Annotated in this window: 19 protein-coding genes and 1 riboswitch; of the genes, 1 reads left to right on the top strand and 18 read right to left on the bottom strand. The window is 63.7% G+C overall.

Annotated elements, in window-relative coordinates:
- Positions 1 to 2: 2 nt before the first annotated feature.
- From pta to ACWF6P_RS11015, 5 genes are all read right to left on the bottom strand, one after another.
- Complete coding sequence (gene pta / locus ACWF6P_RS11035; protein ID WP_317552592.1) at positions 3 to 2,081, bottom strand: phosphate acetyltransferase; 2,079 nt, start codon at positions 2,079 to 2,081, stop codon at positions 3 to 5.
- A 146-nt stretch (positions 2,082 to 2,227) separates the two neighbouring features.
- Complete coding sequence (gene fgd, locus ACWF6P_RS11030) at positions 2,228 to 3,241, bottom strand: glucose-6-phosphate dehydrogenase (coenzyme-F420) (protein WP_003944371.1); 1,014 nt, start codon at positions 3,239 to 3,241, stop codon at positions 2,228 to 2,230.
- A gap of 94 nt (positions 3,242 to 3,335) precedes the next feature.
- Positions 3,336 to 3,683 (bottom strand): YidH family protein, encoded by a 348-nt coding sequence (locus ACWF6P_RS11025; protein WP_230816265.1) that lies wholly within the window; start codon positions 3,681 to 3,683, stop codon positions 3,336 to 3,338.
- Positions 3,680 to 4,153: an RDD family protein gene (locus ACWF6P_RS11020; protein ID WP_283305840.1), complete on the bottom strand. Its 474-nt coding sequence runs from the start codon at positions 4,151 to 4,153 to the stop codon at positions 3,680 to 3,682. The genes ACWF6P_RS11025 and ACWF6P_RS11020 overlap by 4 nt, the downstream gene beginning before the upstream one ends.
- Positions 4,153 to 4,860 (bottom strand): hypothetical protein, encoded by a 708-nt coding sequence (locus ACWF6P_RS11015; RefSeq protein WP_452621047.1) that lies wholly within the window; start codon positions 4,858 to 4,860, stop codon positions 4,153 to 4,155. The genes ACWF6P_RS11020 and ACWF6P_RS11015 overlap by 1 nt, the downstream gene beginning before the upstream one ends.
- Positions 4,861 to 4,975: 115 nt before the next feature.
- On the opposite strand from ACWF6P_RS11015, the gene ACWF6P_RS11010 reads away from it, so the two are divergent.
- Entirely contained in the window at positions 4,976 to 5,917 is a 942-nt protein-coding gene (locus ACWF6P_RS11010; protein ID WP_452621046.1) for an alpha/beta hydrolase, read from the top strand.
- Between the two features lie 30 nt (positions 5,918 to 5,947).
- On the opposite strand, the gene ACWF6P_RS11005 is transcribed toward ACWF6P_RS11010, so the two are convergent.
- From ACWF6P_RS11005 to ACWF6P_RS10945, 13 genes are all read right to left on the bottom strand, one after another.
- The gene (locus tag ACWF6P_RS11005; RefSeq protein ID WP_452621045.1) at positions 5,948 to 6,445 is read right to left on the bottom strand and encodes a nucleoside deaminase; all 498 of its coding nucleotides are present in this window, start codon (positions 6,443 to 6,445) and stop codon (positions 5,948 to 5,950) included.
- A gap of 28 nt (positions 6,446 to 6,473) precedes the next feature.
- Positions 6,474 to 7,616 (bottom strand): LLM class flavin-dependent oxidoreductase, encoded by a 1,143-nt coding sequence (locus tag ACWF6P_RS11000; protein ID WP_452621044.1) that lies wholly within the window; start codon positions 7,614 to 7,616, stop codon positions 6,474 to 6,476.
- Positions 7,613 to 8,437, bottom strand: a complete 825-nt coding sequence (locus tag ACWF6P_RS10995; protein WP_452621043.1) for a DUF1684 domain-containing protein — start codon at positions 8,435 to 8,437, stop codon at positions 7,613 to 7,615. Before ACWF6P_RS10995 ends, ACWF6P_RS11000 begins: the two co-directional genes overlap by 4 nt.
- Entirely contained in the window at positions 8,434 to 9,804 is a 1,371-nt protein-coding gene (locus ACWF6P_RS10990) for an NtaA/DmoA family FMN-dependent monooxygenase (protein WP_452621042.1), read from the bottom strand. The genes ACWF6P_RS10995 and ACWF6P_RS10990 overlap by 4 nt, the downstream gene beginning before the upstream one ends.
- 24 nt (positions 9,805 to 9,828) lie before the next feature.
- Complete coding sequence (locus tag ACWF6P_RS10985; RefSeq protein WP_452621041.1) at positions 9,829 to 10,947, bottom strand: LLM class flavin-dependent oxidoreductase; 1,119 nt, start codon at positions 10,945 to 10,947, stop codon at positions 9,829 to 9,831.
- On the bottom strand, positions 10,934 to 12,556 hold the full coding sequence (locus ACWF6P_RS10980; RefSeq protein WP_452621040.1) for a dipeptide ABC transporter ATP-binding protein: 1,623 nt from the start codon (positions 12,554 to 12,556) through the stop codon (positions 10,934 to 10,936). Before ACWF6P_RS10980 ends, ACWF6P_RS10985 begins: the two co-directional genes overlap by 14 nt.
- Positions 12,553 to 13,443 (bottom strand): ABC transporter permease, encoded by an 891-nt coding sequence (locus ACWF6P_RS10975; RefSeq protein ID WP_378537276.1) that lies wholly within the window; start codon positions 13,441 to 13,443, stop codon positions 12,553 to 12,555. The genes ACWF6P_RS10980 and ACWF6P_RS10975 overlap by 4 nt, the downstream gene beginning before the upstream one ends.
- A complete protein-coding gene (locus ACWF6P_RS10970) occupies positions 13,436 to 14,434 on the bottom strand; it encodes an ABC transporter permease (protein WP_452621039.1) in 999 nt (332 codons plus the stop codon). The genes ACWF6P_RS10975 and ACWF6P_RS10970 overlap by 8 nt, the downstream gene beginning before the upstream one ends.
- Before the next feature lie 2 nt (positions 14,435 to 14,436).
- Positions 14,437 to 16,077 (bottom strand): ABC transporter substrate-binding protein, encoded by a 1,641-nt coding sequence (locus ACWF6P_RS10965; protein ID WP_452621038.1) that lies wholly within the window; start codon positions 16,075 to 16,077, stop codon positions 14,437 to 14,439.
- A 148-nt stretch (positions 16,078 to 16,225) separates the two neighbouring features.
- A complete protein-coding gene (locus ACWF6P_RS10960) occupies positions 16,226 to 16,315 on the bottom strand; it encodes a putative leader peptide (RefSeq protein WP_310504006.1) in 90 nt (29 codons plus the stop codon).
- 8 nt (positions 16,316 to 16,323) lie between these two features.
- A riboswitch (SAM riboswitch) is annotated at positions 16,324 to 16,418 on the bottom strand.
- A gap of 17 nt (positions 16,419 to 16,435) precedes the next feature.
- Positions 16,436 to 17,026, bottom strand: a complete 591-nt coding sequence (locus ACWF6P_RS10955; RefSeq protein WP_452621037.1) for a GNAT family N-acetyltransferase — start codon at positions 17,024 to 17,026, stop codon at positions 16,436 to 16,438.
- 8 nt (positions 17,027 to 17,034) lie between these two features.
- Positions 17,035 to 18,144, bottom strand: a complete 1,110-nt coding sequence (locus ACWF6P_RS10950) for an FAD-dependent oxidoreductase (RefSeq protein WP_452621036.1) — start codon at positions 18,142 to 18,144, stop codon at positions 17,035 to 17,037.
- A 10-nt stretch (positions 18,145 to 18,154) separates the two neighbouring features.
- Positions 18,155 to 19,126 (bottom strand): ABC transporter substrate-binding protein, encoded by a 972-nt coding sequence (locus tag ACWF6P_RS10945; RefSeq protein ID WP_378637787.1) that lies wholly within the window; start codon positions 19,124 to 19,126, stop codon positions 18,155 to 18,157.
- Positions 19,127 to 19,133: the final 7 nt, after the last annotated feature.

The following is a 19,133-nucleotide window of genomic DNA, read 5'->3' as shown; positions in this document are numbered from 1 at the left end:
TCTTACGCTCCCTGTGCCTGAATTGCCGTGATAGCCACGGTGTTGACGATGTCCTGGACCAACGCACCACGCGAGAGGTCGTTGACCGGCTTGTTCAGTCCCTGTAGAACCGGGCCGACGGCGATTGCGCCGGCGCTACGCTGCACTGCCTTGTACGTGTTGTTGCCGGTGTTCAGGTCCGGGAACACGAACACCGTTGCTTTGCCCGCCACCAACGAATCCGGCATCTTCTTGTCGGCCACACTCTGCTCGACAGCGGCGTCGTACTGAATGGGCCCTTCCACCAACAGGTCCGGGCGACGCTCGCGCACCAAAGCGGTCGCGCTACGAACCTTGTCGACGTCGGCTCCGCTACCCGAATCGCCGGTGGAGTACGAGAGCATCGCGATACGCGGATCGATCCCGAACTGCGACGCCGTCTGTGCCGACGAGATCGCGATGTCCGCCAACTGCTCCGACGTCGGATCTGGAACCACGGCGCAGTCGCCGTAGGAGAGAACGCGGTCGGCCAGGCACATCAGGAAGATACTCGAGACCGTCGAGACGCCGGGGGCTGTCTTGATGATCTCGAAGGAGGGCCGGATCGTGTGAGCGGTGGTGTGGGCGGCGCCGGAGACCATGCCGTCGGCAATACCCAAGTGCACCATCATCGTTCCGAAGTACGAGATGTCGGCGATCACCTCGCGGGCCCGCTCGATGGTCATGCCCTTGTGTGCACGCAGCGCGGTGTACTCCTGTGCGAAGCGCTCGGTGTACTCGGACTGCGCCGGTGCGAGTACCTGTGCGCCACTGATGTCCACGCCGAGTTCCGCCGCGCGTCGACGCACACTCGGTTCGTCGCCGAGGATCGTCAGATCGGCAACCTGGCGTTGAAGCAGTCGACCGGCAGCACGCAGGATCCGGTCGTCGTCACCCTCCGGCAGGACGATGTGCTTGCGGTCGCGTCGAGCGCGGTCGATCAGCTTGTACTCGAACATCTGTGGGGTCACGACCGACGGAATCGGCAGCGCCAGTCGGTCCATCAGGACGTCGGCGTCGACACGCTGTTCCATCAAGCTCAGCGCGGTGTCGACCTTTCGCTGCGAACCGACGGCCACGCGTCCGCGGGTTTGGGCTGCGGCGCTTGCGGTGTCGAAAGTACCGAGGGTTGTAGTGAGGATGGGAAGACGCTGTTTGAGGCCGGCCATCAACGCCGCGATGGCCGGGTGCGGCGTGATCCCGCCGTTCATGATGATGCCCGCGAGCGACGGAAATCCCTCCGCCTCATGCGCATTGAGCAACGCGAGCAGGACGTCCGAGCGGTCGCCCGGTGCGATCACGACCATGCCCTCGACGAGACGCTCGAGGATGTGCTCGGCGGTCATGCCGCCCACCATCACCTTCAGTGCCTCGCGGTGCAGCAGTTCCGGGTCACCCGAATACAACTCGCCGCCGGTGGCCTCCATCAACTCGGCCATCGTGGGTGAGACGAGCAGCGGAATCTCCGGCAGGCTCCACGTCGGAACACCGATGTCGGACAGCGCTGCGGTGACCTCGTCGAGCTTGTCGGGATCGCAACGGTTGGCGACGACGGCGAGCAGATGAGCATGGTTGGCGGCCAACTCTGCAGCGCACAGGTGCGCGAGCTGAGCGACCTCCTCGACGCTGCGCCGAGCGCCGCGTACCGCCAATAGAACCGGGGCGCCGAGGTTCACGGCGATGCGGGCGTTGAAGCTCAGTTCGCTGGGGCTGGCGACGTCGGTGTAGTCACTGCCGATGATGACGACGGCGTCGCACTGCTCGGCCACGGTGTGGTACTTCGCGACGATGTCGGCCAGCGCAGCTTCAGGGTCTGCGTGAACCTGCTCGTAGGTGACGCCGAGTGCGTCGGCGTAGGAGAGATCGGCGGTGGTGTGCTCGAGCAGGAGTTCGAGGATGTAGTCGGTTTCCTCGGTCGAGCGGGCGATCGGGCGGAAGACACCGACCCGGGCGACGGTCGCACACAGCATCTGCAGCACGCCGAGCGCGATGGTGGATTTTCCGGTGTCACCTTCAGGAGAGGCGACGTAGACACTCGACACGGCAGCGGGCGCTTCTGGCATGCCCAACAGCCTAGTGTGGGCCGCCGCCCACCCTGCCACTGATCGTGGCCACGCTCACGCTCGTGCCGACAACCGGCAGCTACGAGAAAGACGAACGGTGCCCGCCACACGTCGAGTGGCAGACACCGTTCAGTTGATCTCGAGGATCAGCCCAGAGCGCGCAGGCGCGGCGCGAGGTCGCGCTCGAACAGTTCGAGGAAGCGGCGCTGATCATGGCCCGGTGCGTGGAACACCAGGTGGTTCAGGCCGGCGTCGACGTAGGCCTTGACCTGCTCGACAGCGTCGTCGGGATCGGAAGCGACGATCCAGCGCTTGGCCACCTGCTCGATGGGCAGAGCGTCGGCAGCAGCTTCCATTTCGATCGGATCCTCGATGCTGTGCTTCTGCTCCGGTGTCAGGGACAGCGGCGCCCAGAAGCGCGTGTTCTCGAGCGCAGCCTCCGGGTCGGTGTCGTAGCTGATCTTGATCTCGATCATCTTGTCGATGTCTGCGACGTCGCGCTCGGCCTTGGCTGCACCCTCGGCGACTGCCGGAAGCAGCTTCTCGGTGTAGAGCTCCATGCCCTTGCCCGAGGTGCAGATGAAGCCGTCGCCGGCCCGTCCCGCGTACCGGGCGACAACCGGTCCACCGGCCGCGATGTAGACGGGAATCCCGCCCTCGGGAACGTCGTAGATCGAGGCGCCGCGAGTGGTGAAGTATTCGCCTTCGAAGTCGACGCGATCGCCGAGCCACAGCTCACGCATCAACCGCACGGACTCACGCAGCCGCGCAAACCGTTCCTTGAACTCGGGCCACTCGCCCTGGAAGCCGGTCGCGATTTCGTTGAGAGCCTCGCCGCTGCCGACGCCGAGCATGATGCGGCCCGGGTAGAGACATCCCATCGTCGCGAACGCCTGAGCGATGACAGCCGGGTTGTAGCGGAACGTCGGCGTCATCACGGACGTGCCGATCTGCACACGCTCGGTGCGCTCACCGACGGCCGTCATCCAGGCGAGCGAGAACGGCGCGTGTCCACCGTTGTGGCGCCACGGCTGGAAATGATCGCTCACCGCAACGGAATCCATGCCGTGCTGCTCGGCCAGAACTGCCAGCTCTACCAGTTCGCGAGGGCCGAATTGCTCAGCCGAAGCCTTGTATCCGAGCTTGAGTTCCTGCGCCACCGTGCACTCCCTTGTCGTCTGTTTCGTTACTTCTCTGACATGCTTCTCGTTCTTTGCAGACTATCCAGACACCGCAAGGACTTCTCTGCGTATCTCAGCGAGCAAGGCTGGTGACCACTGTCGCGATACCGGCTGCGACGGCAACCCCCGCCAACGCCAGGGCAAACAGCCACAGTGCGTGCGGTTCCGGCATCGCGGCTCCGTCCTCGAGCGCCTTCTTCACCTGTAGCCAGCGTCGCATACCTACCAAGGCTGCTGCCGCCGAGAGTGCGATCAAGATCAGACCGAGCGCCGTGCGGACCCACCCGGTGCTCCACTCCGGCACAAGCTGGACGACGGCGATGCCACCCGCCAACAAGGCAAGTGAGCTACGCATCCAGGCGAGAAAGGTGCGTTCACTGGCGAGAGTGAAGCGCTCGTCCGGGCGGTTGGGTTCGCTCATGCGTGCTCACCTCCGTGCGGTGCCACCAGATCCGGGTCCTGACGCCAGTCGTAGACGACCTCGGTGCGCAGAACGATGTCCTGCAACGATCGTCGTCGTCGATCGACCGCCGACCACAACAACCCGAAGGCGAAGAGTACGCAGAGCACCGCGCGGACGAACGCCAACGGCCAGCGCACGAGGCGATGCCCGGACGTGATCACCCTGAGCCCCATCACGAGGGAGCCGACGGTTCGGCCGGTGGTCGCCCAGCAGGCAGTCAGATAAGCCACCGAGACACCGAGAAATGCCGTCGTGGACAGAAAGATTCCCGGTTCCGAGAACGTGAAACTCTGCGGTGAGAAGAGCAGTCGGACGAAGGCGAAGCCCACGTACACGGAACCCATCAGGAGCAGGACGACGCCCAGATCGATCAGTCCGGCAAGTCCACGGGTGACGATGCCGGCCGGGCCGGAACTCTCCTGGGCCACTAGCGTTCGCCTGCGTTCGTGTCCGGATCGGTCTCGTGTGAGGGTGTTGCGTTATCGCGGCCGAACAGTCGCCCGACGAATCCCGCGACGGCGTCGTCCGCCTGCATGCCCTGCACCCGCGCTCCGTGCACGGCTTCCGTGGAGAGTGAGCCGGTCGATTCACGAATCATCTGCGGGAGGTCGACGCCCTCAATGACCTGATCGGCGATCTTGACGAGGTCGATGCGGTTGACCTGGCGTTCGAGGTCGACGGTGTCGACTATCCCGTCGAGGTCGAGGCGATCGATCACCGCCTTGACGTCGAGGCGACTTGCGATCTCGTCCACGTCGACCCGGTCGATGATCGGTTCGAGCGAGACCCGCTCGGCAATCTTGTCCACGTCGATGTTCTCGGCGATCCTGTCGATGTCCACGTGGTCGACGACGATCTTCGTGATGTCGACTTCGGCCAGAGCAGCGTCGACGACAGCTTTGATCACCGTCCGCAAGGTGGAGTCGGCGAACTCCGCGGTCGAACGAATCGCTTCGGTGCCACGGGCCGTGACCTGGGTGATCGCGTCGTCGAGAGTGCCGCCCACCACGGGGATCCGCTGCACCGAATCAAGGGCGAGACCAGCGGTTCTGCGCGCCGCACCAGCAGTGATCGCAGCCAGCCCGAAGGCCAGCCGAATCACGTCGGATTCGGGGTGATGCGACTGCGATCCCACGCAATTGTCTCCATCTTCTTATCGGACTGTTACCCGGACATTCGTCACTCTTCTTCGCATTGTGCCACTGTTGGAAGGCACAAATACGCTGTCTGGCTTGCGCCTGGGGGGAAATATGAAGACACGTCGTTTCACGGTTCGGCTGACAATGGCGGTGGCCATGGCTTCCGGCTTTCTCGGCCTCACTGCGCCGACTGCGAGCGCGGATTCCGTGGTCAGTCGCATCGACGTCTACTCCCCCTCGATGGACCGTTGGATCGCCAATGACGTGATTTCCCCGGCCGGCGGCGGCGCTGCCCCGACGTTCTATCTGTTGACCGGCGTCGGCGGCGGTGAGGACGGAATTTCGTGGTTCAACAACACCGGAGTTCGTGACTTCTTCAACGACAAGCACGTCAACGTGGTCATGCCGGTCGGCGGCAAGTTCAGCATGTACACCGATTGGAACGCCGACGATCCGGTGCTCGGGCGCAACAAATGGCAGACGTACCTCACCAAGGAACTACCGGCTGCAGTCAACGCTCGGTACAACACGACCGGCATCAACGCGCTCGGTGGTGTGTCGATGGCCGGTGGGCCGGTACTGGACCTCGCGATCCAGTCGCCCGGCACCTACCGCGCCGTCGGCTCGTACAGCGGCTGCCCGCGCGCCGGCGACCCGCTCGGTCAGGCAGCGGTGCGTTCGATGGTCGAGATACTCGGCGGCGGTAACGCAGGCAACATGTGGGGGCCGTGGGGTAGCCCGCAGTGGGCTGCGCACGACCCGCTGATCAACGCCGAAAAACTGCGCGGTACCGCACTGTTCGTCTCGACCGGCAACGGACTGCCCGGCCCGGTCGACGGCATCAACTCACTGGCGATGGCTGCCGGGGTCGTGCCTGGCGCGGTGCTCGAAGGCATCACCAACATGTGCACTGCCGCGTTGCAGGGTCGATTCAATCAGCTGGGCATACCCGCGACGTTCAGCTTCCGCCCCGAGGGCACCCACACCTGGGGACTCTTCGAAGCTGACATGCGTGCATCGTGGCCGATGATCGCCGGCGCTATCGGGGCGTGAGCCTCACGGCCCTCGTTGCAAGCGTCGGCGTCAGACGAGACTGCGCGCCCAGGCCCGCATACCGGCGGGGCCAGTGCCAGTGGCATATTCAGCGAACAAGCTTCGCGCCTCGTCACGGCGAACGCCAGCGAGGACTTCACGCGGCTTACAGAAAAACGAAAGTTCCATGGGCGGCGCCCACAGCTGCATGAGTTCGGTTGCACCGTCGTTCGGGGATTCGAGAGCGAACCACACCCGGGTCACCCCGAGCGTGATCGCGGCACCCATGCACATCAGACATGGTTCGAGATTGACCGCCAATGTCAATTCTCCTGAGGCACGGGTGAACCCGAGAGTCTCGTCGGCCTGCAGCAGCGCTTGAAGGTCGGCATGGACTATCCGTCGACGAAGTGCCTGTTCTTGCGTATACGACCGCCCGAGCACTCGGTCGTCGTCGAACACGATTGCACCGATCGGCATCTCCCCGCGTTCCATTCCTTCACGCGCTACGTCAAGAGCAACCGCAAGCGCATCTCGAGGTGAAAACATCACTCGACGCCAGCGGACCGAGGCAAGCTCATGCTGCCAGCAGTGCGGGCAGTCCCCATTCCTTGGCAAGCAGCTCGTACGAGCGCAGGCGATCCTCGTGCCGATGGGTCACCCCGGTGATCACCAATTCGTCCGCTCCGGTGAGCTTCTGCAAACTGTCGAGCCTGTCGGCGACGGTAGTGGGTGAACCGACGAACTGCGTGATCAGCCGATCTTCCACCACTGCTTTGTCAGCATCGGAAAGTGGGAGCGCTGTCGCAGGATCGGGGTACGGGATGGCGCCGTGCCCGCTGCGAATGCTGTGCGTCCAGTGCCCGAACGTCGACGCCAACTCTCTCGCCGTCGCATCATCTTCCGCAGCAACAACATCCGCGGACACGACCACGTACGGCTCGGAGAGAACTACCGACGGACGGAATGCCGCACGGTAAGCCTCGACAGCGTCGAGCGTACTCGACGGCGCCACATGGTAATTCGCACCGAACGGCAATCCGAGTCGACCGGCAAGTTCGGCACTGGGGCCAGCGCTGCTTCCGAACACCCACAATTCGACGTCAGCGTCCTCCCCGGGACTGGCGTGCAATTCGATACCGTCGCGGGTGCGGTGGGTTCCGTTCAGGAGCGAAAGTATGTCGTCGACCTGCTGCTCGAAATCGGGCGCCTGCGCTCCCGGAAACGCCAATGCCTCGAACGACGCCTGCAATCTCGGTGACGTGAGAAGACCGGTTGGATCGAAGGGCGCCGGGATCACGACGCCGTCGCGTACGACGCTCCCCCGCTTCGATTCTGCCGGCGCAGGCGTTCCGGCAGCGACAGCGCGAAGTGCCTCCACCCGACGCTGTCCGCTGCGCCCGATACCGAGATCGATACGACCCGGATACAGCGCTTCGACGGTACCGAAGGCTTCTACCACCTGAGCTGCCGTGTTGTTGCCCAGCAGGACGGCGGCCGAGCCGACGCGAATGGTGTTGGTGGCGGCCGCGATCAGCCCAACAAGCACTGCTGGTGACGAAGAGGCAACACCGACGAAGTGGTGTTCGGCGACCCAGTACCTCTTGTATCCCCAGGCCTCGGCAGAGCGCGCCAGATCCAGCGAATTCCGCAGAGCCTGGCGGGCGGTTCCACCCTCACTGATCGGCGAGAGGTCGAGTACGGACAGCGGCGCGCTCACCTCGGTGTGCTTCCGGAGCGAGTATCCGGTGTCTTCTCCCCGGCTTCCACCGCGAATGTCAGGCGATTCTCGGCCGGGGCAACGGGGCACGTCGCGTAATCGGTGAACGCGCAGGGCAGGTTCGACGCCCGATTGAAATCGAGGACTACCGCACCACCGGGCTCCGGTGCGCTCACATGCAGCGAGCGTGCGGCCGGGTAGGTGGACACCCCGCTGGTCGCGTCGGTGAACAGGATATGAAAGCCGTTGTCCCTGCCCGCGAACGCAATCAACGTATGCGTTTCTCCGTCATGTTCGAAGCTGATGGTTCCGCGAGCGTCGTGATGATGCTGAAGGCGCTCGACGACCGCACCGGTCGTCACCGTGCGGGCCTCCTCGAAAGCTGTGAAGACACCGTCGATGCGCCACTGCGGGTTCGGCTCGAAGGTCGGGATACCACTGAACTGCGCCAATGCCGGGGCTGCCGAATCGTGGATCCGCAGGGCTACCTCGCCGGTGCGGCGGATGACTTCGACCAGACGTTTGCCCTGCTTGACGATCAGGCCCGGCGCCCCCTCGATCGGATTCAGGGTGGACGAACCGTCCACTGCGACACCGTCGATCGAGAGATCGTCTGCCGCCGTTGCGGTGACGACCACGGCATTCGCGTCGGCGCGCCAGGCTCCCGGTAGGTCTGCGAACGTGGAATCGGTGTCCACCAGCCAATGCAACGCAGTCAGGCTCAGCCAGCCGAGTGGTTCGCTGAAGGTCGCGTCGCGCGAGGCGTGCCAGGCATTCCAATCGCCGGTGAAGGTGCTGGTGGAAGTGTCGGTAACGGTCATGATGCGCGGACTCCTTCAGCCTGCTCGTGCGGGTGGCGCAGCCCGAGATGGCTGCGCAGGGTGGTTCCTGAGTATTCGGTCCGGAAACTGCCGCGGTCCTGCAGTTCCGGTACGACGGTGTCGATGAACGCGTCCAGTCCCGCGGGGGTGAGGTGGGGAACGAGGATGAAGCCGTCGCTCGCGTCGCCCTGGACGTAGCTGTCGATCTCGGCAGCCACCTCGGCGGCACTGCCCACGAACTGTTGGCGGGCAGTCACTTCGATGATGAGTTCACGGATGCTGAGGTTTTCGGCATCTGCCTTCGCTCGCCACTGATCGGCGACCGCCCGCGGATCCTTGACGTGACGGACGCGTCCGCGAGTGATGTTGACGTCGTCCGACGGATCTTCCTTCGGCAACGGGCCGTCGGCGTCGTACTGCGAAAGGTCTCTGCCCCACACCTGTTCGAGAAAAGCGATGGCAGTCTGGCGTCCGACCTGCTGCCGCCGGATGTGATACGCCTTCTCCTGTGCGTCCGCTGCGTTGTCACCGAGGACAAAGGTGGCGGCGGGGAGAATCTTGAGGTCTGCGTGCGTACGTCCGTACTTGGCCAGGCGCCCCTTCACGTCGGCGTAGAAGGCCTTGCCCGCTTCGAGCGTTCCGTGCCCGGTGAAGATGGCATCGGCCTTGGCCGCGCCGAACTCGCGTCCTTCGTCGGAGTCACCGGCCTGCAACAGAACTGGGTGCCCCTGCGGACTCCGTGGAACTTCGAAGCGTCCGGCGATCTCGAACTGCTTACCGGAGTGCTGGAACTGGCCGACCTGCTGGTCGGTGGCGAAAACACCGCGCTCACGGTCGACGATCGGACGGTCGACGCTCCAACTGTCCCACAGCGTCCGTACTGCGTCGACCAACTCGTTGGCGCGTGCATACCGCTCGGAATGCTCCAGATAGCCACCGCGGCGGAAGTTCTCGCCGGTGAAGGCGTCCGAGGAGGTGACCAGGTTCCAGGCGGCCCGGCCGTCGGAGAGATGATCGAGCGTCGAGAACTGCTTGGCCAACTCGTACGGTTCGTTGAACGTGGTGTTGATCGTCCCGGCCAGGCCGAGATGCGTTGTCACACCGGCAACCGCATTGAGAATACTGAAGGTGTCCGGGCGACCGACCACGTCGAGGTCGTGAATTTTGCCCTGATGCTCGCGTAGGCGCAAACCCTCTGCGAGGAAGAAGAAGTCGAACAATCCGCGTTCGGCACTGCGTGCGAGATGCTCGAACGAGCTGAACTCGATCTGACTCTTGGACGCCGGATCGGTCCACACCGTGGTGTTGTTCACGCCGGGAAAGTGAGCGCCCAGATGAACTTGCTTGCGAATCCTGTTCTGTGTCATCGGTGTTCCTGTTCTCTACTCGCGCTACGCGAACTGATTGACGGGCAACTCGAAGCCCAACCGCTCGCGCAGTGTCGGGGCGGTACTCGGTCGCGGATTGAGAGTTGGCACTACGTCCGTCGCGATCTTGTCCACGGCGGCGGCCAGCGCCAGTGGACGCAGAACCACACCGTCGATCCCGGCGAGCCCACCGATCTCACGCAGCAGCGCAGTCAAACCCGCGCTGTCACCGCGATAGAACAGCGAGTGCGGGGCATACGGCGCTCCCGCCCATTCCTCGAGTTCCGCCAAAGCGTCGTCGGCGGCACCGCGATCGGCTCCGAGAAGCACGTCGACATCGAGGAGCACTCTGACGCTGCGCCCGAGGGCAGCCGCACTCGTGTGGACCAGCTTGGCCGTAGCTTTGGCTTCGCCGAGGTCGGTTGCCGAGATCCGAATCAGATCGCCGCGCGCAACAGCGAGTTCGCGGGCCTCCGGTCGACTCGCGTCGACGGCGATCAACGGCTGGCCCTGTGGCGAGCGCGGCGTGATGGACGGGCCCTTGACGGAAAAGTTCTTTCCCTCGAAATCGATGTAGTGCAGCTTGTCCCGATCGATGAAACGTCCGCTCGCAGCATCACGTATCTCGGCGTCGTCCTCCCAGCTGTCCCACAGACGACTCACCACCTCGACCGCCTCGGACGCTTCCTCCCACGCAGATTCGGTACCCTGCACTGCCTTTCGGCCGAACAACGCCGCCTGCTCCGCAGTGTCTGACACCGCGACCTGCCAACCGGCTCGCCCAGCAGACGAGTAGTCGATACTCGCAATGGCCTTGGAGATGTGGAACGGTTCGGTGTGCGTGACCGTCGCAGTGGGGATCAGGCCGATCCGCGAGGTCACCGCACTCAGTCGCGCCGCAGTTGCCACGGCCTCCAACCTGCCCCGCACAGCGTGCTGGCCCTCGGATTGGAGTCCGAAAGCATCAGGGAGGAAGGCCAGATCCACCCCACCTCGATCCGCTGCGGTCACCAGGTCCACCCAGTACGAGGGTGTGAACAGATCTTCGGCGCGCGAATCCTCGCGTCGCCAGGAGTACGGATGAGCTCCGGTGCCCTCGAATTCGAGGCCGACCAGGAATGCTCCGGAACTACGCTCGGACATGTTCGGCCTTTCCTGTCGAATGATCCCGCCCGGGGATCGCGTCGAGAAGTGTGCGTGTGTACTCGTTTCGGGGATTGTCGAAAATCTCGGTGGTAGTGCCGATTTCGAGCAATCGACCGGCTTGCATGACGCCGACTACGTCGCTGATCTGGCGAACAACCGCCAGATCGTGGGAGATGAAGAGATAGGTCAGGCCCAGATCTCGCTGCAACTCGTCGAGTAGCGCCAGGATCTGCGCCTGGACCGAGACGTCGAGCGCGGATACCGGCTCGTCGAGAACGAGTAGATCCGGCTTCAGAGCGAGCGCACGAGCAATCGCCACCCGCTGACGCTGGCCGCCCGAGAGTTCGGCCGGCTTGCGGCTCAGGAACTGCGCGGGCAATGCAACCTGATCGAGCAGCTCGGCGGCACGGCTCTGTTGCTCGCTACGTCCGCCAACTTTGAAGGCCCGCAACGGCTCCGCCACGATGTCTTGGACGGACAATTTCGGGTCGAGCGATGCATATGGGTTCTGGTACACGAGCTGAATCTTTCGACGCAGCTCGCGCAGGTCGCTGCCCTTGACCTTCGTGATGTCCTGTCCGTCGAAGGTGATGGTGCCGACGTCCGCCTGCTCCAATCGCACGGCAATGCGCGCGGTAGTCGACTTTCCGGAGCCTGACTCCCCCACCAGCGACACCGTCTGGCCCCTCGGAACAGTCAGCGATACTTCGTTCACCGCGGTGATCGAATTCCCGCGGCCGGCGTTGAAACGCTTGGTGATTCCGGTCAGCGTCAGCAGCGGTGTCGTGTCCTGACGGACCGGACGATCGACCGGTCCCGAGGACAGGCTCGGGGCAGAGTTCAGCAGTTTCTTGGTGTACTCGTCTTGCGGGTCTCCCAAAATATCTGCGGTGCGACCGGATTCGACGATCCTGCCGCCCTGCATCACCAGGATCCGATCCGCGCGGTCTGCGGCCACACCCAGGTCGTGCGTGATCAGGAGTACGGCGGCACCGGATTCGGCGATTCGCTCGTCGAGATGGTCGAGAATGCGTCGCTGAACCGTGACGTCCAGAGCACTGGTCGGCTCGTCGGCGATGATGAGAGCCGGGTTCGCCACAAGAGCGATGCCGATCAGAACTCGTTGCCGCATACCGCCGGAGAGCTCGTGTGGGTACTGGCGCGCCCGGATTTCCGGGCGGTCGATACCCGCGCGCTCGAGCACGGCGACGGCATCCAACCGCGCTGTGCGCCGGTCGGCGAGGCCGTGGATCCGCAGGACTTCTGCAACCTGGTCGCCGATCCGGGTCACCGGGTTGAGCGAGGTCGTCGGATCCTGCGGCACCAAACCGATACGAGCGCCGCGGATTCGCTGCCACGCGCGGTCGGAGTACGAATCGATTCTCTCACCTTCGAACTCGACGCTTCCACCGGTGACATGACCGCTACCGGCGAGCAGGCCCAGTATCGCGTGGGCCGTAGTCGATTTTCCCGAACCCGATTCGCCCACCACCGCAACTACTTCACCGCGGCCGACGGTGAAACTCACACCGGATACCGCGGGCTCGTTGCCGTAGGAGATCTGCAGGTCGGTGACGGAAAGCAACTGTTCCTCGGTCGTGCTCATCGCCGGTTGCTCCTTTCGATCTCGTGGCCGATACGGTGCGCCGAGATGACCACGGCAACAATCGCGAGACCGGGAAGTGTTGTCATCCACCAAGCATTGGCGAGGAAGTTGCGCCCCTCGGACACCAGCGATCCCCATTCGGGGGTAGGCGGAACCGCCCCGAATCCCAAGAAGCTCAGTGCCGACACCGCAAGAACTGCCTGCCCGAACTCGACTGCGGACAGCGCGACCACGGGCGCATACGAGTTGGGCAGCACGTGCCGACGCAGGACACCGAGCCACTGCACACCCGAGCTGAACGCGGCCTCGACGTACTGCGCGCCGCGCACCCGCATCACTTCGGCACGCATCACTCGCGCAAAGTTGGCGACCATGCTGACACCGACCGCGATGGCGACGTTGATGGTGCCGAACCCGAGTGCGGTCACCAACGCCAACGAGAGCAGCAGCGCCGGAATGGACAGCAGGACGTCGACGATGCGCATCAGAACGGCGTCGACGACGCCGCCGACAAAGCCCGCGAGCAGACCGATGATCGATCCTGCTACCAACGCGATTCCCACCGCCACCAAAGTCGCAGTCAAGGACAGTGCAGCGCCATGCACGAAGCGTGTGTACAGGTCACGTCCGAGGTTGTCGGTTCCGAACCAGTGAGCCAAGCTCGGGCCCTGCAGTTTGTCCGCCGGGACGCCGGACAACGGATCACCGCTGGCGAAGAACCCGGGCGCGACGGCAAAGCCGATGGCAAGCAGCACGATCAGCACCGGAATGACCAGACCGGGCTTACGGATCAAACCGATGGCAGTCGACCTTCGGCGCGAAACGACTGGTGCCTTGGCCTCGACGCGTGGATCGAGGAGTAAGGGTTCGATCAATGTGTCAGACATGGGCCGGCTCCAGATCGGTCGAGCTTTCGGTATTCGAGTTGTCGGCGCGTGTCTTCTTCGCCTGAATGATTCGCGGATCGATCAGGGGGTAGAAGAGGTCGACCGCGAGGTTGACGAGCACGAAGACCAGGGAGGCGAACACAACGACTCCCTGCACCACGGGGATGTCCTGCGCCATCACCGACGTCTGGGTCAGACGGCCGACACCCGCGCGGGAGAACACCGTCTCCACGACCACCGAACCAGCCAGCAAAGTTCCGACCAGAACACCGGCGATGGTGAATGCCGGAATGCTCGCCAGTCGCAACGCGTGACGGGTCTGCACGCGCCAACGGCTGGCGCCCTTGGCATAGGCGGTCTCCACGTGCGGCGAACGCAGCGTCGACTGCAGGCTGGTCGTGAGGACCTGCGCGATAACGGCGCCGGTCGGAATCGCCAGGGTGATCGCCGGAAGAATCACTGTTGCGAATCCCTTGTCCCCGAATGCCGGGAAGATGTGCAAACGGAACGAGAAGAGCTGCAGGAGGATCAGACCCACCCAGAAGGTGGGCACTGCCACACCCAAAGGCGGCAACGAGAACAACAGGTTCGCCAGCCACCGCTTGCGGGTATAGGTAGCGAAGAACGCGATCGCCAGTCCGAACAGCACGGCGAGAACCAACGCCGTGGTTGCCAGCACCAGGGTGCTCGGCAATGCCGAGGAGATGGCATCCGTGACCGACTGACCGGTGGAGATCGACGTACCGAAATCACCGCGAAGTGCGTTTGTCAGCGATGTCCAGTACTGCACCCACACCGACTGGTCCAAGCCGTATCGTGCTCGAAGCTGATCGAGCGCAGCCTGATCCACTGCAACACCCTGCCCGGACGAGTCCGCAGCCATACTGACCGGATCGCTCGGCAGGAGGAACAGAATCACGAACGAGATGGTGAAGGCCGCCCACAGGACAACCGCGGCCTGGCCCAGTCGGGTGAGTACGTATCGAGTCATGATTACTTACCCGACAACCATGCGTCGTAGAACTGCAGGCGTGACGAGGCTTCGAAGTTCAGATCCTGAACACTCGATCCGGCGCCGATGGCCTGCGAGAGCTCGATGGTGGGGATGGAGAGCCCACGGTCGAGGATCAATTCCTGAGCGGTGGAGACCAGTTCGCCGCGCTGACCGTTGTCCGTGGCTGCGAGCTGGTCGGTGAGAACCTTGTCGAGCTCCGGGTCTGCGCCGCGACGGTTGAGGTTGCGGCCCTCGGTGCTGAACGACGCCCGGAGGATGTCGGCGTCGGCCCGAGTGCTGTTGTAGTACAGCGAATCGTAATCACCCGACACCCCCTTCTCGGTCCATTCACCGTTCGAGACCAGATTGAGCTGCAGGTCGACGCCGACCTTCTTGAGCTGCTGCTGCACGAGCTCGAGAATGGCCTGATTACCCGAGAACACCGGGCTGAACGTGACGCTGAACGTGAGCTTCTGCCCGTCCTTCTCGCGGATACCGTCGCTTCCGGCCTTCCAACCGGCTGCGTCGAGAAGCTTTGCCGACTTGTCGGCGTCGTACGTCACGACACCGGATTCGTCGGTGTAGAGCGGAGTGGTGTGAGCCAACGGGCTCGTTGCCGGGAAGAACGACGGATCTAGAACGGTGTCGACGAGCTCTTGCCGGTTGATCGCCGGAATGATGGCCTGGCGCACAGCCTGATCAGCGAGAACTCCACGACTGACGTTGGGCTGGAAGAAGAAGCTCACGCCGGGGTTGGGGCGGGTGAGGATGCGTCCACCGGCGCCCTCGATCTGCGGCGCGTCCTGCGGGAGCGCGTCGCTGACAGCATCGAGCTGGCCGGAAGCCACGCTGCCCGCGCGCACACCGGATTCGGGGACCACGGTGAAGTCGACGCCGTCGAGGTAGGCCTCGCCCTGGTGTGCGACCGCGTCCGACGCCCAGTTGTATCCCGCACGCTTGGCGATCTTGACGCTCTTGTCCTGCTGCCAGTCGGTGTAGACGAACGGGCCGGAGGCGATCACCGCTGCACCGGGGCAGCGCTGCTCGGAGGCCAGGGCGGTGGTGGATTCGGCGAGGATTCCGAGCTGCGGCGTCGAAGTTGCCTGCAGGAACTGAACATTGGGTCCGGAGAAATTGATCTTCGCCGTGTGTGCGTCAACGACGTCGGTGCCCGTGTACGAGGACAGGTAGCTCTTCGCCAACGATGCGTTCGGTCCGAGGTTCTTGACCGAGTCGAAGGTCTTCTTCACCGAATCCGCCGTTACCGGTGTTCCGTCACTGAAAGTGGCATCGTCGCGAAGGACAAACGTGAAGCTCGCGGCGTCCGGGCTGATCTCCCAACTCTTGGCGAGCCACGGGGTGATCTCTCCGGTGTCGGGATTTTGATCGGTCAGCGAATCCACCACGGTACGAGTGACATACACGGTCTGGTTGCTGCCGGCCTGGGCCGGATCGGCGCACGTCGGCGCCTGTGAGAGGCCGTAACGAAGGGTTCCGCCGGACTGCGCGGGACCCGCGTCGGCACCGCTGCCGCTTCCGTCGCTGCTGCAGCCGGCGAGGACGGTCCCGAGAACCGAGACAGCACCGATACCGGCAATGACGGTCGCGCGTTTGCGGGCACCGAATGAGGGCGAAGACACCAAGAACTCCTAAAGAGGCATGCCGAAGAGCGCACCCGTCGCCGTGGAGCAAGAAGCTCCAAGAAGGCGATCGAGCGCGAATCACTTGTGCAGAGAAGAGAAAACAGACTTGTCGACGACTCGCCTGAGTGTGAATGACTGACCGAGGTCAGTTGGTACAGAAAGATCCCGCGGTGCGGCACAGGTCTACGTGACGACGCGACCAGGCGGTATCGAAGCCGCCTTCGACTGCCTTCATTTCGTGTTCCTCCATCGGTCCTGGCGGTAGCACCCGCACCCGATCACTCGGGGGGTTGCTGCGACTTCAATGAGCCAGGTCTCTCGGTCGCTCTGGATGGTCGTTCGCAAGTGTACGAGGTTAAACCCGGGTGTTGTCAACCCGGTCGGTAGGAATTGCTGCTCGGGTCACATTTTCGAGCACCCGAAGTTGTTTCTCGAACGGGTGGACGCCCACTTCTTCGGGCGAGAGTGAAGCGTCGTAGAGCGGTGTGTATCCACTGGACAGGTACAGCGCGACAGCCTCCGGTTGCCGAGGGCCCGTCGTCAGGAACACCCTGTGGTATCCGCGAAGCTCGATCTCTCGTTCCAACTCGCGAACGACGACCTTGCCGAGACCACGCTTCCGATAGTCGACCGATGTCCAGATTCTCTTCAATTCGGCAGTGGTGGAATCAAATTGGCGAAATGCACCACCGCCAATAGGCACATCCTCGTGGGTGAGCACCAGGAGCGCCCCCTGCGGGTACGCAAATTCTTCTGCCGGGTACGTGGTGAGATCCGCGAGCATCGCTTCGCGAGTTCCGCCGTATCGCGAGCTGTATTCGAGCGCCAACTCCGCGATCAGTGGAGCCGCCAAGGGATCGTCCTGCGATACCGAGTAGACCTCTACCGCGCCGATGCCCTCGACCTGCCGGGTCCCGAGCTCCAGTGCCACAACACTTTCCTCCATGAATCTGGTCAACGCTCCCCCAGCCGAAAAACTTCCGGAGCGAGCGCGGTTCCCTCGACGAGGTTCGATACAAGGTCACCCAGGGCCGGACCGAATTTGAATCCATGACCCGAGAATCCCGCCGCGACCGTGACGGCGCCGACTCGGTCGATGACGAAGTTACTGTCCGGCGTGCTCGTGTACAGGCACGTGATCGACTCGACGTGGGTGGAATCAACGCCGGGCAACCACGACTCGGCGTACTCGACCAATCGTTGCTCTCCGTCGACATCAGGGGTGTAGTCGCGGGTCTGTGGAGTCACGACCGGCCCGGTCGCGTGTTCGCCGATCTTGATGCCGTCCTCGGAACCGAGTCCGTAGATCCCCGCGGTCTCCAACTGCGCACCCGTGTGGTGAACGAAACTCGGCCACTCGACTCCCGGGTCCAGCGGTGCAAAGTGGGCCGGTTGTTCCTGCGTCGTGCGCAGCGTCGGGAGCACGATCTCGGAACCGAGTCCGCTGTCTGCGATCAGGTCCGCAGTCCACGCCCCAGCCGCGATCACGACCTGACGAGCCGCGAGCGTTCCGCCGTCCGTCACCACGTCCACGCCGTACGACGCTCGCGCGAGTGCCAGTACCCGAACGTCGTGACGGACCTCGGCACCGGCGAACACCGCTCCCGCTTTCAGCGCGGTCACGGCGCGGTCCGCGTGCAACCGGCCTGCATCGGGGTGATGGAGCACGGTGGTGTCGAATCGCAACCCCGGCCAGCGGGCGGACGCCTCGGCAGGAGTGAGGACCTCACCCTTGATGCCGGCCTCGACCAATATCTGCGCCTTGGACTGCACTGCCTGCGGCAGACCGTGATCGACGGCACCGGTCAGTTCCAGGAACCCGATGTCCGTGGTGGACTCCAACTCCCGCCACAGTGGCAGCGCGTCGGCCGCCAATCCTGTGTACAGGTGATTGTCGTAGGCCTGACGGTAGATGCGCGAAGTACCGTGCGATGCACCGTGCTTGTGCCCCGGCCCGAACTGTTCCAGCTGTACGACGCTGTGTCCGCGCGCCGCGAGCCGCCATGCGGCGGAGGACCCGACGAGTCCTCCGCCGATGACGATCACATCGAGAATCTCACTCATGGACGAGAGCTCACTTGGTCTTGGGAAGGCCGGGCGGGTTGATCAGAGACTTGTCGACGGCTTCGCTGGTGATGTTCCAACGCTCGAGGATCTGCTGGTACGTACCGTTCTCGATCGTGTGGTTGATCGCGTCGTTGACGGCCTTGATCAACCCGTTGTCCTTCTTCACCAGCACCGCGATCTGTCCTTGCAAAGTGTCGCCGGCACCGGAGAACTCACCGACAACCTCGGTTTCACCCGACTGCTTGGCGTGGAACTGCGACGACGGGTTCGGGCCGAAGTAGGCGTCGATTCGGCCGGACTGCAAGGGGAGGTAGTAGTCGGTGGTGTTCTGGTAGTAGGAGATGTCGGTGGGCGCCAGGCCGGCCGCGACGTTCTGCTCACTCCACTTGACCAGCAGCGCTTCCTGATTGGTACCAGAGGAGACGGCGATCTTCTTGCCGGCGACGTCCTTGGGTTCCTTGATGGAGATCCCGGCGCCCTTCTTCGCTTCGAAGGCGAGGGTGTCGAGTCGGTAGGTGGCGAAGTCGTACTTCTCCTTACGCTCCTCTGTGACAGTCACGTTGGAGAGGAAAGCGTCGGCTTCCCCGGAGTCGATGCGGACGAAGTTCTGTGCCCAGTCCGCTGTCTGCAGATCGACCTTCAAACCGAGAACGTCACCGATCAGGTAGGCGAAGTCGGTCTCGGAGCCGATGAGGGTGGTGTCGTCGTCGGCGTAGAAGCGAAGCGGCGGAGCGGAACCCGCGCTACCGGTGACTCGCAGCGTGCCGCGATCACGAATGTCCTGAGGAACCTCGGCGGCGATGGCATCCACCTTGTCGGTGGTGATGCGATTCTGGTCGGCGGTGAGGTTGTAACCCGCGGCCGCGGTGACCTGGGCGCCGTCGGACTCGGCGTCAGCACTGCTGCACGCAGCGCTGAGCAGTCCGACGGTGGCAAGAGCCGAGATCAGAAAAGTCGCGCGACGGGATGGGGAGAACATCAATTTT

Source organism: Rhodococcus sp. NPDC055024, from assembly GCF_053608585.1.
This window is presented reverse-complemented; position numbering and strand designations above follow the sequence as displayed.